Consider the following 13,842-nt stretch of genomic DNA (forward strand, 5'->3'; position numbering starts at 1 on the left):
CGAATCCCGTTTCTTTATTTCGATTGAGGATGTGCCATGACTCCGTCTGATGTTAAAGCCACGCTATCGTTCAGCGACAACTCGCCGAGCGTCGAACTGCCGATCTACAAGGGCACGATGGGCCCGGACGTGATCGACATCCGCAAGCTGTACGGCCAGACCGGCAAGTTCACGTACGACCCGGGCTTCATGTCGACGGCTTCGTGCAATTCGGCGATCACGTACATCGACGGCGACAAGGGCGAACTGCTGTACCGCGGCTACCCGATCGACAACCTCGCGCAGAATGCCGACTTCCTCGAAAGCTGCTACCTGCTGCTGAAGGGCGAACTGCCGAACGCGGCACAGAAGAAGGAATTCGTCGACACCGTCACGAAGCACACGATGGTGCACGAGCAGATGCACTTCTTCTTCCGCGGCTTCCGTCGCGACGCGCACCCGATGGCGGTGCTGGTGGCGGCCGTCGGCGCGCTGTCGGCGTTCTATCACGACTCGCTCGACATCAACGATCCGCGTCACCGCGAAGTGTCGGCAATCCGCATGATCGCGAAGCTGCCGACGCTCGTCGCGATGGCGTACAAGTTCAGCATCGGCCAGCCGTTCGTCTATCCGAAGAACGAACTGTCGTACAGCGCGAACTTCATGCACATGATGTTCTCGAACCCGTGCGAAGAGTACAAGGTCAACGACGTGCTGGTCCGCGCGCTCGACCGTATCCTGATCCTGCACGCCGATCACGAGCAGAACGCATCGACGTCGACGGTCCGCCTGGCCGGTTCGTCGGGCGCGAACCCGTTCGCGTGTATCGCGGCCGGTATCGCCTGTCTGTGGGGCCCGGCGCACGGCGGTGCGAACGAAGCCGCGCTGAACATGCTCGAGCAGATCGGTTCGCCGGACAACATCCCCGAATTCATCAAGCAGGTGAAGGACAAGAATTCGGGCGTGAAGCTGATGGGCTTCGGTCACCGCGTGTACAAGAACTACGACCCGCGTGCGAAGCTGATGCGCGAAACGTGCTACGAAGTGCTGAACGAACTGGGCCTGCACGACGACCCGCTGTTCAAGCTCGCGATGCAGCTCGAGAAGATCGCGCTGGAAGACGAATACTTCGTGTCGCGCAAGCTGTACCCGAACGTCGACTTCTACTCGGGCATCGTCCAGCGCGCGCTGGGCATCCCGACGTCGATGTTCACGTGTATCTTCGCGATGGCACGCACGGTCGGCTGGATCGCACAGTGGAACGAAATGATTGCCGATCCGGAACAGAAGATCGGCCGTCCGCGCCAGCTGTTCATCGGCGATACGCCGCGCGAAGCGAAGCCGCTCAACGCACGTTAAACCGTGTGCGCCGCGAACGGCCGGCAGGCCGCTCGCGTCGGGCAATCGCAACGCCACGACACCCCGACGGGTCAGCCCGTCGGGGTGTTTTCATTTGCGCGGCCGACGCCGGCCCGATCCGGCGCGGCGCTCCAGCGACGGCGGCCGTGTGTCGAGCGCGAGCGCATCGTCGTCGGGTGCGTGGCCGTGCTGCTTGAAGAACTGCCGGTACGCGCCGGGCGTCGTGCCGCGCGCGGCGAGGAACTGGCGATTGAAGTTCGCGGCATTCGGAATGCCGCAGCGCGCGGCCACCGTCGCGATCGGCCAGTCGGTGCCGACGAGATGGCGACAGGCATGCGCGAGCCGCAACCGTTGCACGTAGCGGCCGACGCTTTCGCCGAGATGCCGGACGAACAGCCGTTGCAGCGTGCGTTCGGACAGGTGCGCGACAGCGGCGAGTGCGTCGATGCGCAGCGGTTCGTGGAAATGCCGGTCGATCGCGTCGAGCACGCGATCGAGGCGTTCGGCTTCGGGCGCGGCCGGGTCGGCCGGCGATGGCGCGCCGTCGGGCTGGCCGTACGCGTGCGCGGTGGCGAGCGGTTCGCCACCGGCTTCCGCGAGATCGGCAAGCGTGTCGAGCGTGGCCGCGAGCCTCGCGCGCGGCGACGGATCGAGCAACAGCGGCAGGCGCGCACGCATCGCGCGGGCCGTCTCCACGTCGAAGCGCAGGCCCGGCGCCGCGCGCCGCAGCAGCGAACGCAGCGGCGCGTATTCGACGCAGCAGTCGGCCAGCCGCCGCACCCAGTCGCCGTCGAACCAGACGACGAGCGCGACCTCGGGCGCGTCGCGATCGATGCGCGCGTTCGACGACCACGTATGCGGCAGGTTCGGCGGCACGAGCACGAGATCGTCGTCCGCGTAGCGCGCGACATGATCGCCGATGAAGCGCCGGCCGCGGCTGTTGAGCGTCAGCGTCAGTTCGTATTCGGGGTGGCGATGCCACTCGAACGGAATGCGCGCGAGCTGACGGTGATAGACGCGGATCGAACAGCCGGGCGCGAACGTCACGTGCTCGTATTGCGGTTTCATCGCGGCCTCCGGTAGGGGGCGGGCAGCGCGCCGTGGCATGATCGTGAGCGATCGTCACCACGGAGCGATGCCATGTTTTCACATGTTTGCGTGGGCGTCGGCGATACGGCGCGCGCCTACGATTTCTACGCGCCGCTGTTCGCCGAACTCGGGCTGCGCCTGAAATTCCGCGAACCGGACGGCTGGTCGGGCTGGATGCCGGCCGACGCCGAGCGGCCGCTGTTCTTCTTCGGCAAGCCGCTCGATGGCCGGCCGCCCGAACCGGGCAATGGCCACACGATCGCGTTCGATGCACCGACCCGTGCCCACGTCGACCGCTGTCACGCGCTCGCGCTGCGACAGGGCGGCGTCTGCGAAGGACCGCCGGGCCTGCGGCCGCACTATCACCGCGACTACTACGGCGCCTATTTCCGCGACCCGGACGGCAACAAGCTCTGCGTGGTCTGCCATCGTCGCGAATGACGCACGATTGTCAGGATTGTATCGATCATTGGCCGGATAGTGGTGATGGCGACCCTGCGCCGACCGTACGCTGACAGCACATCACGACACGCTTCAGCGAGGAGACGACGATGCAACTGACGATTGACGATCTGCCGGCCACGATCCGCGCGGCCAAACGGGCGCTGCGCGCCGACTTGCCCGGTTATGCGGCCACGTTCCGCGAGCTGGAAGGCGACATCGCGCGGCAGGTCGACGCGATCCGCCGCGCGCACGCGCATGGCCGCGACGTGATTCCGGTCGTGCCGTTCGCGGATATCGCGGGCGGAAAGGTCGATCCGCGGGCGATTGCCGCGATCCGTACGCATGGCGCGGTCGTGATCCGCGGCGTGTTCGATGCGCGGCAGGCGCGCGACTGGAACGACGAGATCGGCGCGTATCTGGACGCGAACCGTTTCGCCGACCGGTTGCACGCGCGCGCGGAAGACCGCTATTTCGGCAACCTCGCGTCGGGCAAGCCGCAGATCTACGGCGTTTATTGGTCGAAGCCGCAGGTCGCTGCGCGCCAGTCGCCGGCGCTCACGCAGGCGCGAGTGTTCCTGAATCGCCTGTGGCGGCATGCGGACGGCGCACGTACGCATTTCGATCCCGACCGGGTGCCCGCCTATGCGGACCGGATTCGCCGCCGGCCGCCCGGCTCGACGTCACTCGGGCTGTCGCCGCATGTCGACGGCGGCTCCGTCGAGCGCTGGCTCGGCGCGAATTTTCGCCACGTCTATCGCCACGTGCTGGCCGGCCGCTGGCGCGATTACGATCCGTTCGACGCAGCGTTCCGTCCCGACGTCGAGGAGATTCCGTCGCCGGCCGTGTGCTCGATGTTCCGCACGTTCCAGGGCTGGACCGCGCTGACGCCGCAGGGGCCCGGCGACGGCACGCTGCAGCTGATCCCGGTCGCGAACGCGATGGCCTATGTCGTGCTGCGTGCGCTGCAGGACGACGTCGCCGACGACGACCTGTGCGGCGCGCGTCCCGGCCGCGCGCTGTCGATCCGGCCCGAATGGCACGCGCTGCTGCTCGACGCGCTGGTGCCGATCCCGCACATGGCGCCGGGCGACGCGGTGTTCTGGCACGGCGACGTCGTGCATGCGGTCGAGGATGCGCATCGCGGCAGCGGCGACAGCAACGTGATGTACATCGCCGCCGCGCCCGGCTGCGCGAAAAACGACGCGTACCTGCAACGGCAGCGTACCGCGTTCCTGCGGGGCGACAGCCCGCCCGATTTCCCGGCCGATCATTTCGAGGTCGAGTTCGACGGGCGCGCGGGGGAGGGCGAGCTGACGGCGCTCGGCCGTGCGCAGATGGGATTCGAGCCCGGCGCGTGACGCGCGGGCGGCAGGCGAAACGGCCGTGCGCGAGACGGCGAGCGGGCCGTCTGCCGAATCCGCTGCGCGGTGCGCGCAATTCGACGCAATCGGCTGTCGGTGCCGCCGAAATCGACGCGAATTGCGCAATTTGGCTTCCGATAATGGTCCGGACATCACGCCGCTGGCCAGTGCGCCGCACGGACGCGGCGCAGACCATGGAGGAGTCGATGCAATTCACGCAAGCGATCGTTCGCCGTCCCGCGCCGTCCTGCGGCGCGGGTCTCACCACCGCCGCGCTCGGCGCGCCCGACTACGACAAGACGCTCACGCAGTTCCACGCGTACTGCGCCGCGCTGCGCGGGCTCGGCGTCGAGCTGACCGAACTGCCGCCGCTGGATGCGTTTCCCGATGCGCACTTCGTCGAGGACGTCGCCGTCGTCACGCCGGAATTCGCGGTGATCACGCGCCCCGGCGCGCCCGCCCGGCGCGGCGAGACGGTTCATGTCGAAGCGGCGCTCGCCGCCCATCGCGACCTGCTGCCGATGCAGTCCGGCCGCCTCGACGGCGGCGACGTGATGCAGGTCGGCAAGCGCTTCTTCATCGGCCTGACGAGCCGCACCGACGCGGGAGGCATCGCCGCGTTCGACGCGCTGGTGTCGCGCCATGGCTACTCGGTCGTCGCGGTGCCGGTCGGCGCCGGCCTGCACCTGAAATCGGTCGTCAACGCGCTCGGCGACGACACGCTGCTCGTCACGGAAGCGCTCGCCGCGCATCCGGCGTTCGCCGGCTATCGTCGGATCGCGATCGCGGCCGAGGACGAATACGCGGGCAACACGCTGCGCGTGAACGGCACGCTGATCACGCCGGCCGGTTATCCGCGCGTGCATGACGCGATCGCGTCGCTCGGCATGCCGCTGCACGTGATCGACACGAGCGAGTTCCGCAAGATGGACGGCGGCCTGACTTGCCTGTCGCTGCGGTTCTAGCCGATTGGCGCGCGAGCGCTTCGGCCGGATAATGTGGCCCCGCGCGGAACGGCAGACGTTCCGCGCATGAGCCACGACCCGACCGGAGCGAACGCGGATGACCGACAAGAAGATGCAGCTCGACAAGATCGATCTCCGGATCCTCGACATCCTGCGTACCGACGGGCGAATTTCCTACCGCAAGCTGTCGGAACGCGTGAACCTCACGCCGCGCCCCTGCCAGGCGCGCGTGGAGCGGCTCGAGGCGCTCGGCGTGATCGAAGGGTACCGCGCGGTGATCAACGCGCCGCGCGCGACCAAGCCGATCGTCGTGATCGCGCAGATCGTGCTGGCCGATCATGGGCGTTCGCAGGCGCCGTTCGAGGAGGAAATGCGCGCGAATCCGGCCGTGCTCGATTGCTGGCTCGTCAGCGGCACGTTCGATTTTCTCGTGCGGCTCGCGTGCGAGGATCTCGACGAATACCGGCGAATCGCGAACGCGTGGCTGGAAAGCCCGCGGTTCCGGATCGAGAAGATCGTGACGACGGCCGAACTGCAGGCGATCAAGCGCAGCGTCGTGTGACGCGACCGGCCCGGCGGGGCCGTTTTCAACGCGAATGACCGAGTCGATCGATTTGCATTCCGAATCGAATGGGCTGACCGGGTCACAATCAGGATGAACACTATGGATGCTATGCAAGCGGCAGCGGAGACGGCCGTGCCGTCCGGGGCGACGCTGAAGCGCCGTCTGCAGGGCCGCCACGTCGCGATGATCGCGATCGGCGGCTCGATCGGCACGGGGCTGTTCGTCGCGTCGGGCGCGTCCGTCGCGCAGGCGGGGCCGGGCGGCGCGATCGCCGCGTATCTCGCGATCGGGATCATGGTCTACTTTGTCGTCACGGGGCTTGGCGAGATGGCCGCGCTGATGCCGGTATCGGGCTCGTTCGCGATCTATGGCGAGAAGTACGTCGACGAAGGTTTCGGCGTCGCGCTCGGCTGGACTTACTGGTACAGCTGGGCGGTGACGATCGCGATCGAGCTGGTCGCCGCGCAGATCGTGATGCGGTACTGGTTTCCGGCGGTGCCGGGCGTGTGGTGGGGCGCGGGGTTCCTCGTGCTGATCTTCCTGCTCAATACGCTGTCGGTGCGCGGCTTCGGCGAATCGGAATACTGGTTCTCGCTGATCAAGGTCGTCACCGTGATCGCGTTCATCGCGGCCGGGCTGTTGATCGCGGCCGGCGTGCTCGGCAGCGGGCATACCGGCACCGGGCATACCGGCGCCGGCCATCCGGTCGGCTGGCGCAACTTCACGACCGGCGACGCGCCGTTCGTCGGCGGCGTGCACGCGATGATGAGCGTCGCGCTGATCGCCGGTTTTTCGTTCCTCGGCACCGAGCTGGTCGGCATCGCGGCCGGCGAATCGGAAAACCCGCGCACGACGATTCCGCGCGCGGTGAAGCAGATCTTCTGGCGGATCATGCTGTTCTACGTGCTCGCGATCTTCGTGATCGGCCTGCTCGTGCCGTACACCGATCCGAACCTGCTGAAGAGCGACGTGACCGACATCGGCGTGAGCCCGTTCACGCTGGTGTTCAGCCATGCGGGGTTCCCGCTCGCCGCCGGCGCGATGAATCTGGTGATCCTGACGGCCGTGCTGTCGGCCGGCAATTCCGGCACCTACGCGGCGACGCGGATGCTGTACAACCTCGCATCGGAAGGGCGCGCGCCCGCCATGTTCGCGACGCTGTCGCCGGGCGGCGTGCCGCGCAACGCGCTGTACGCGACGATGGCCGTCGGCGGGCTGTGTTTCCTCACGTCGTTGACCAACAACCAGCGCATCTATCTGTGGCTGCTGAATACGGTCGGCATCACCGGCTTCATCGCGTGGCTCGGCATCGCGGTCTGCCATTACCGGTTCCGCAAGGGGTTCCTGAAGCAGGGCTATCGGCTCGATCAACTGCCGTATCGCGCGAAATGGTTTCCGTTCGGGCCGCTGTTCGCGATCGCGGTCTGCATCGTGATTTCGCTCGGCCAGGATTACCAGGCGTTCTTCGCGGCGCGCATCGACTGGATGGAGGTGGTGTCGATCTATGTGTGGATTCCGCTGTTCGTCGCGATCTGGTGGGCGTATCGCCGCGCGCGCAAGAGCCGGCTCGTGCGCTACGAGGAGATGGACATCGGGCCGTGGCTCACGCGTTCGGTCGAGGCCGTCGACGCGGCTGCCGCGCAGCACGGGCAGCCGCGCTGATCGCCCGCCGCGCGGCGCGGCGATGGAGCCGGCCGAATCGGATGGCCGGCTGCCGTTGAAGCGCGTCGCGCCGCCCCGCGCGTTCAGCGCGTCTGCTGCAATTGCGCCTTCATGAAATCCACCCACGCGCGCACTTTCTGCGGCACGTGCCGCGCCGCGACGTACAACGCGTAGACGTTTTGCCGCGGAAAGCGGTATGCGGGCAGCGCGTCGACCAGCGCACCGCTTGCGAGATCGTCGCGCACGAGCCATTCGGGCAGCAGCGCGACGCCGCTGCCCTGGCGCGCCAGTTCGCACAGCACCGACGCGTTGTCGACGACGATGCGCGGTTTCGCGTGCGGCCGGAACGCATGCTCGTTTCCCGCGCGATCGGTGAGCCTCCATTCCGCGATTCGTTCGAGCCGACTGTGGCCGAGCTGCGGCAGGCGCGCCAAAGCGTCCGGCGACGCCGGTTGCGGAACGCCGGTGCGCGCCGGCAGGTCGGGCGCCATCACGGGCAGCACGTCGTACGTGCCGAGGCAGACGCCGCGATACGGCAGGTCGCGAAAGTGCTCGTGGCGGCCGAGCCGGATCGCGACGTCGAAGCGGTCGCGCACGAGGTCCGCCTGTGACGTATGCGTTTCGAGCCGGATGCGCAACGCCGGATGCCGCGCGGTAAATGCATGCAGCGCCGGGGCGAGGATGCGTGCCGCATATTCGACCGTCGACGTCACGCGCAGGATGCCCTCCATCCCGCCATGTTCTCCGCGCACCTCGTCGATCGCGCCTTCGGCTTCGTCGAGCACGCGCAGACAGCGTCGGTAGAACCGCTCGCCGGCATCGGTCAGCTCGACGCGCCGCGTGGTGCGCGTGAGCAGCGTCACGCCGAGCTCGGCTTCGAGCTGCTTGATGTTGAAGCTGACGGCCGCGCGTGCCTGGTTCAGCGCGGTCGCGGCGGCCGTGAACGAGCCCGCCTCGACCACGGCGCGGAAGACGACGAAACGATCGAGGCTCACCATGGTCGGGGTGCGGTCCTGTCGGTGTATGGAATCGCCCGAAGGGTACCCGAATGTGCGGTCGTGTGCGATGCGTCGCGCATTCCGGCGTGGCCGCACACGATCCGATTGTCAAAATTTTTCGACCGGACCGGTCGAATCCGGCCGCTTACCGGCCCGGCCGCCGGCCTCTACACTGCGGCGTTTCGTGATGCCCCGGCCGCCGCCATGCCAGACCGCTCCAGAATCGCCGCCGTCTATCTGCTCGGATTCGCGATCGATCTCGCGAACATGTTCATGCTGAACGCCGCGTATCCGGCGCTGCAGCGTGAATTGCACGCATCGGTCGCGCAGCTCGCGTGGGTCGGCAACATGTACGTGCTCGGGCTGACCGTCGTGATTCCGTTCGGCACGTGGCTGGCGCGTCGCTGCGGCGAGCGGCGCGTGTTCGGCGCGTCGTTGCTGCTGTTCGGGCTCGGCAGTGCGGGCGTCGGCGCGGCGCCGTCGATCGACGCGCTGCTCGTGTGGCGGCTGGTCCAGGGGCTGGGCGGCGGGCTGCTGATTCCGGTTGGCCAGACGATTGCCTATCGCGCGTATCCGCCGCACACACACGCGCGGCTCACGTCGATCGTGATGATGGTCGCATTGCTCGTGCCGGCATTGTCGCCCGCGATCGGCGGCGCGATCGTCGATCGCGGATCGTGGCGTGCGATCTTCTTCGCCATGGTGCCGATTGCGGCTGCGGCCGGTGCGCTCGCGCTGGCATGGCTGCCGCGCGACGGCGCACGCGAGCGGCCTCCGCGGCTCGACTGGCGCGGGCTCGGCCTGAGCGCGGCGGCGCTGGTCGCGTTGCTGCTGGGGCTCACCGCGGCGGGGCAGTCCGGCGCAACGGCATTTCCGTGCGCGATGCTGGCGGCCGCGGCGGCAGCCGGCATCGGTTATGTGCGACACGCGCGCCGTGCAGCCTCTCCGCTGCTCGACCTGCGTCTGCTCGCGCAACCGTGGTTGCGGACCGGCGTGGTGGTTTATCTCTGCGTGCCGGGCGTTTTTACCGGTGTCAATCTCGTCGCGTCGCTGTACCTGCAGAACGCCCTCGCATTGAGCGCCGCGCATGTCGGCGCGCTGATGCTGCCGTGGGCGATCGCGGCGTTCTTCGCGATCGCGACGACACGTCGCTGTTTTCCGCGCCACGGCGCGAAGCCATTGTTCGCGTGCGGAATCGCGATCGATTGTGTCGGCATCGCGTTGCTCGCGACGCCGTGGGCGCACGTCGAAGCCCTGCGCGTCGCGGCGTTCGTCGCGATGGGATTCGGCGCCAGCCTGTGCACGAGTGCGTCGCAAAGCGCGGCATTCGCCGATGTGCCGCCCGATCGGATGGGCGATGCGAGCGCGCTCTGGAACATCAACCGCCAATTGAGCTTTTGTGTCGGCGTGGCCGTGCTCGGCAGCGCGCTGAACGCGTTGCTGGCCCTCGATGCAGGCCCGTCGTCGCCGGCCCCGTACCGCTGGTGCTTCGGGCTGGCGGTGCTGCTGACGTTGCTGCCGCTCGGCTGCGTCGTGCGGCTTCCCGCGCATCGCACGCCGGCCGTGCAAGCCGTTTCATCCCGCCCTGAGAACCTGAGAACCTGAGAGACCCATGAATCTGCCGAATCCGTTTTTCAATGAAGTCGTCGACACGCACGTCGACATCGAACGCTGGTTGTCGGGCCGCGCGGAGCCCGGGCGGCTCGCGATGCTGATGGCGCGTTTTTCGCCGGGATTTTCGATGATCACGACGTCCGGCACGGTGCTCGATTACGCGGGCGTCGATGCGCTGTTTTCACGCGGGCACGGCGCGCGACCCGGGCTCGTGATCGGCATCGACGAATTGCGCGCCCTTGCGGTGTGGTCCGACGGCGCGGTGATCGGCTATCGCGAGACGCAGACCGACATGGAAGGGCGGCGCACGGTGCGACGCTCGACGGCGTTGTTCCGGCGCGAAGCGGATGGCGTGATCGTATGGCGCCACCTGCACGAGACGCCGGTCGCCGCGTAGACGGCGAGCTGCGCGCCCGCGGGGCCGTTACTTGTCGAGCTCGGGATAGTGCCGGAAGATCCCCATGTCGTTGAACGGGATGCGGCGCTCCGATTCCAGGTAGCGCGCGACGGGCGGGTGCTGCGCGACGCGATCGTGCAGCGCGACGAGCGCCGCGACCTTGCCCTCCGCGCGCTTCATCGCTTTCGGAAACGCATAGCGCAGGCCCTCGATCAGCTGGAACATCGTCAGATCCGCATAGCTGAGCGCGTTACCCGCGATATAGCCGTTCTCGTGCGGATTCTGTTCGAGCAAGCGATCGAAGTAGCCGAGGAATTTCGGCAGCCGGTTCTCGAGGAAATCGGCCGCGCGCTCGGCCGCTTCCGCTTTCTGATCCTCGTAGTACAGACCGCTGCCGATCGGATGGTGCGTGTCGTGGATCTCGGTGATGAAATCGGCGGCGGTCAGCTGGATCTGGTGGACCCACAGCCGGCCGGCTTCGTCGTCGGGCGCGAGCCCGAGCCGCGCGCCGAGAAACAGCAGGATGTTCGCGGTCTGCCCGACGACTACGTCGCCCGCCTTCAGGAACGGCGGCGCGAACGGCACGCATTCCGCTTTCGTGCTGTCCATCATGCGCATCATCGCCGACACGCCCATGCCGCGCCCGGATTCGCGCGCGACGTCGACATAGTCGGCTTCGGCCGCCTCGAGCGCGAGCCGCACGTATTCGCCGCGTCCCTGGATCTCGGGCCAGTAATAGAGTTCGTATCGCATGCTGTTCTCCTGTTCGTTGCACCGGATGCTGCCGGCTGCTTGACGGTGGGGCGGCCATGCGGCGCCCGCTGCGAATAGACAGTCTAGGAGATCGCCGGAAAAGTGCCGTGTGCGTCGTGCGTCACGCGCCGCGTTCGCGGTCTTCGGCGCCGCAAAAGAACGAGAACACCCATGTCGAGAAATCGTCGGTGAAACAGGAGAAGCGATGCCCGGCGTGCGCGTGCACGAACAGCGCGTCGCCGATCACGACGTCGCATTCGCGTCCGTCGACGACGAAGCGCGACGTGCCGGCGGCGATCACGTCAACCTCGCCGCGCGTATGCGGCATCTACCCGTCCTCGATACGCGGCCGGTACCGCACGGCTCGCGCGTGCCGGGCCGAAACGGCGTCGTGAACAGTGTGCCTTCTTCATCGAGCCGAGCAAGCGATTCGTTCAGGCCGAACGCCATCGTCGCGTGCTCCGGATCGGATCGTGGGAACGCGCGTTGCGCCCTCGTATCGCGAAATCCGAAGCGGGCCGTGCGACGCGCGACGATGCCCGCGCATCGCGTGCTCGCCACCGGTGAAACGGCGGCTGCGTTCGCTCGCCACGGATGAAACGTACGCGTCCGTCGATGAAACGGCATGACGATCGTCAGCCTTCGATCGACAGGTTCACCGCCATTTAATAAACGCCCACTACGATCCAGCATCGTCGATCGACGGGGTGCCGCGATCCGATCCGCGCGTCGATCCTGTCGCCCGCTTTCCAGCCGTGCGACGTGCCCGATGGTCATTTCCCTGAACCCGCGATTTGCAACGCCGCGACTTGCTGCCGGCGTCGTTCGCATCGTTTCCTGTCTGTTATGAATCTGAACACGCCGGCTTCTTCACGAAGAAAATTTCTTGCCGTCGCGCCCGCCGTCGCGGCAGCGCCGCTGCTGAGCGCATGCGGTGGCGACGACGTCACGTCGGCACCCATCACCGATGCCGCGCTTGCCGCGCAGATGTCCGCGAAGCTGAATGCGCAGCTCGGCGATCGCGCAACGGCCGACGCGATGCTGCCGGCGCTGACCGACGTCGGCTTCACGTGGGCGCTGCCGACGGTGCCGGCCGCAAGCATCGGCGCGATCGTCGCGTACAGCTTCGGCAATCGTCCGAACGCGGCGAGCGGCAATACGTCGAGTACCGGCGGCAACCAGTCGGCGCTGCCCGATCCGGGGCCGGTGAACGAAGCGCTCGCGGACGCCGTGTACCGCATCCGCCAGTTGAAACCCGTCAAGGTCTACGCGCAGTGGGAAATCGCGCGCTTTCTCGTGTCGAAATACGGGCTGGGCGCCGACGTGCTGTCGTCGATCGAGCCGGTGATCGCGAGCGACGGTTCGATCGTGTACCTGAGCACCGCGGGTGTCGCGGCCGTGGCCGTATCGCGCGCGGGCGGTGCGGCGGCGATGGGCACGGTAGCGGTGGTCGGCCATCGCGATCATGCGAAGCGCTGCATCCAGACCTCGCAGCAGGCGGGCATGCAAGCGGCGGCGGTTGCCGAGGTGCCGCTGCCGACGACGTACGACCCGCAGTCGGGCCAGCCGTGGACGCGCAACCGCAGCCTCTATCTCGTGCACGACATGTATGCGCAGATGCTGACGCACGCGATGGCCGCGACGATGCAGGCTTTCCCGAAGGGCTGATGTTTTCCGTTGTTTTTCATTCGAATTCCGTGACCATGACGAACCGCCGCCATTTCCTGGCCTCTACCTCGTTGCTCGCCGCATCGTGTGCCGCCGCCGCACCGGCCTTCGCGAGCGATGCCCCCGTTTCCGATGCGGAACTGCAGCGCCAGATGCTCGGCAAGCTGACCCGCGAACTGAACGATCGCGCGACCGCCGCCGACGAAACCGGTTACCTGCTCGACACGTTTTTCTCGTGGACGCCGCCGACCGTCGACGCCGCCGCGATCAACAAGATCGTCGCCTTCGCCTTCGGAAATCGCGCCGGCGCATCGGCCGCCGCGCCGGTGCCGGGGCCCGTGAACGAGGCGATCGCCGATGCCGTGTTCCAGCTTCGGCAGAAAGTCGCGGCGCCGATCTTCGCGCAGCAGGAAGTCGCGAGCGTGCTCGCGTCGAAGTACGGACTGACGGCCGGCGTGACGTCGATCGCGACGCCCGCCGCGGTCGCCGGCAGCCCGATACCGACGCCCGATGGCGTGGCCGCCGCGATCGTCAGGCAGGCCGGGGCGGCCGCGGCGCTCGGCAAGGTCGGCGTGGTCACCCATCGCGATCAGGCGTCGATTGCCGTGCGCGTATCGAACGCGGCGGGGATGCAGGCGGCGGTGCCGGCGGGATTGTCGCTGCCGGGCGTCTACGACGCATCGGCGCAGCAGGCGGCGATGCGACGGCGCGATCTTTATCTGATGAGCAACGCCGGCATGCAGCTCGCGATGCTGCGGCTCGATCTGATCAATCGCGAATACCCGAACGGCTAGGCGAGGGCACGGATACGGGCGCCGCACGCGCGCGTCGCGCGCCGGCCCGTGCGTGCCCCGTTTTGGCTGGTAATGCCGATACAGGTATTGGCACTACCAGCCAAACCACTGTTTTTAATGGGTTTTTTCGCGTCCGGCCTGCGCCGTGGCGCGTTGTGCGTGGCATAATCGACCGCATCCGCAAGGCTTGTAGT

Annotated in this window: 14 protein-coding genes; 10 read left to right on the forward strand and 4 right to left on the reverse strand. The window is 67.5% G+C overall.

Features of this window, described 5'->3' with window-relative positions:
• The first annotated feature begins 36 nt into the window (after positions 1-36).
• Positions 37-1,338 carry a citrate synthase gene (gltA, locus tag WS95_RS21295; protein WP_034205185.1) on the forward strand — a complete coding sequence of 434 codons (1,302 nt, stop codon included), beginning with the start codon at positions 37-39 and terminating at the stop codon, positions 1,336-1,338.
• A 90-nt stretch (positions 1,339-1,428) separates the two neighbouring features.
• Here gltA and WS95_RS21300 read toward each other — a convergent pair whose 3' ends face one another.
• Complete coding sequence (locus WS95_RS21300; protein WP_034205184.1) at positions 1,429-2,406, reverse strand: helix-turn-helix domain-containing protein; 978 nt, start codon at positions 2,404-2,406, stop codon at positions 1,429-1,431.
• 72 nt (positions 2,407-2,478) lie between these two features.
• Here WS95_RS21300 and WS95_RS21305 point away from each other — a divergent pair, with 72 nt between their 5' ends.
• From WS95_RS21305 to WS95_RS21325, 5 genes are all read left to right on the forward strand, one after another.
• Entirely contained in the window at positions 2,479-2,868 is a 390-nt protein-coding gene (locus tag WS95_RS21305; RefSeq protein WP_059501161.1) for a VOC family protein, read from the forward strand.
• 110 nt (positions 2,869-2,978) lie between these two features.
• Positions 2,979-4,229: a DUF1479 domain-containing protein gene (locus tag WS95_RS21310; protein WP_059825626.1), complete on the forward strand. Its 1,251-nt coding sequence runs from the start codon at positions 2,979-2,981 to the stop codon at positions 4,227-4,229.
• Positions 4,230-4,438: 209 nt separating this feature from the next.
• Positions 4,439-5,197, forward strand: a complete 759-nt coding sequence (locus WS95_RS21315) for a dimethylarginine dimethylaminohydrolase family protein (protein ID WP_059825678.1) — start codon at positions 4,439-4,441, stop codon at positions 5,195-5,197.
• A 97-nt stretch (positions 5,198-5,294) separates the two neighbouring features.
• Complete coding sequence (locus WS95_RS21320; RefSeq protein ID WP_034205181.1) at positions 5,295-5,759, forward strand: Lrp/AsnC family transcriptional regulator; 465 nt, start codon at positions 5,295-5,297, stop codon at positions 5,757-5,759.
• A 102-nt stretch (positions 5,760-5,861) separates the two neighbouring features.
• Positions 5,862-7,424: an amino acid permease gene (locus tag WS95_RS21325; RefSeq protein WP_059825628.1), complete on the forward strand. Its 1,563-nt coding sequence runs from the start codon at positions 5,862-5,864 to the stop codon at positions 7,422-7,424.
• 83 nt (positions 7,425-7,507) lie between these two features.
• Here WS95_RS21325 and WS95_RS21330 read toward each other — a convergent pair whose 3' ends face one another.
• Positions 7,508-8,422, reverse strand: coding sequence for a LysR family transcriptional regulator (locus WS95_RS21330; protein ID WP_059825631.1), 915 nt, complete (start codon positions 8,420-8,422; stop codon positions 7,508-7,510).
• 204 nt (positions 8,423-8,626) lie between these two features.
• On the opposite strand from WS95_RS21330, the gene WS95_RS21335 reads away from it, so the two are divergent.
• On the forward strand, positions 8,627-10,027 hold the full coding sequence (locus WS95_RS21335; protein WP_059825634.1) for an MFS transporter: 1,401 nt from the start codon (positions 8,627-8,629) through the stop codon (positions 10,025-10,027).
• 7 nt (positions 10,028-10,034) lie between these two features.
• Complete coding sequence (locus WS95_RS21340; RefSeq protein WP_059783990.1) at positions 10,035-10,433, forward strand: hypothetical protein; 399 nt, start codon at positions 10,035-10,037, stop codon at positions 10,431-10,433.
• A gap of 27 nt (positions 10,434-10,460) precedes the next feature.
• Here the strand turns inward: WS95_RS21340 and WS95_RS21345 are convergent, their stop codons facing one another.
• Together WS95_RS21345 and WS95_RS35805 are read right to left on the reverse strand one after the other, a co-directional pair.
• Positions 10,461-11,186, reverse strand: coding sequence for a glutathione S-transferase (locus WS95_RS21345; protein WP_059825637.1), 726 nt, complete (start codon positions 11,184-11,186; stop codon positions 10,461-10,463).
• Between the two features lie 121 nt (positions 11,187-11,307).
• On the reverse strand, positions 11,308-11,514 hold the full coding sequence (locus WS95_RS35805) for a hypothetical protein (protein ID WP_257139913.1): 207 nt from the start codon (positions 11,512-11,514) through the stop codon (positions 11,308-11,310).
• Positions 11,515-12,032: 518 nt separating this feature from the next.
• Here WS95_RS35805 and WS95_RS21355 point away from each other — a divergent pair.
• Together WS95_RS21355 and WS95_RS21360 are read left to right on the forward strand one after the other, a co-directional pair.
• The gene (locus tag WS95_RS21355) at positions 12,033-12,854 is read left to right on the forward strand and encodes a hypothetical protein (protein WP_059825639.1); all 822 of its coding nucleotides are present in this window, start codon (positions 12,033-12,035) and stop codon (positions 12,852-12,854) included.
• Positions 12,855-12,889: 35 nt separating this feature from the next.
• Positions 12,890-13,648, forward strand: a complete 759-nt coding sequence (locus tag WS95_RS21360) for a hypothetical protein (protein ID WP_059825641.1) — start codon at positions 12,890-12,892, stop codon at positions 13,646-13,648.
• Positions 13,649-13,842 lie beyond the last annotated feature (194 nt).

The organism is Burkholderia sp. MSMB1826, assembly GCF_001526325.1.
Classification (GTDB): domain Bacteria; phylum Pseudomonadota; class Gammaproteobacteria; order Burkholderiales; family Burkholderiaceae; genus Burkholderia.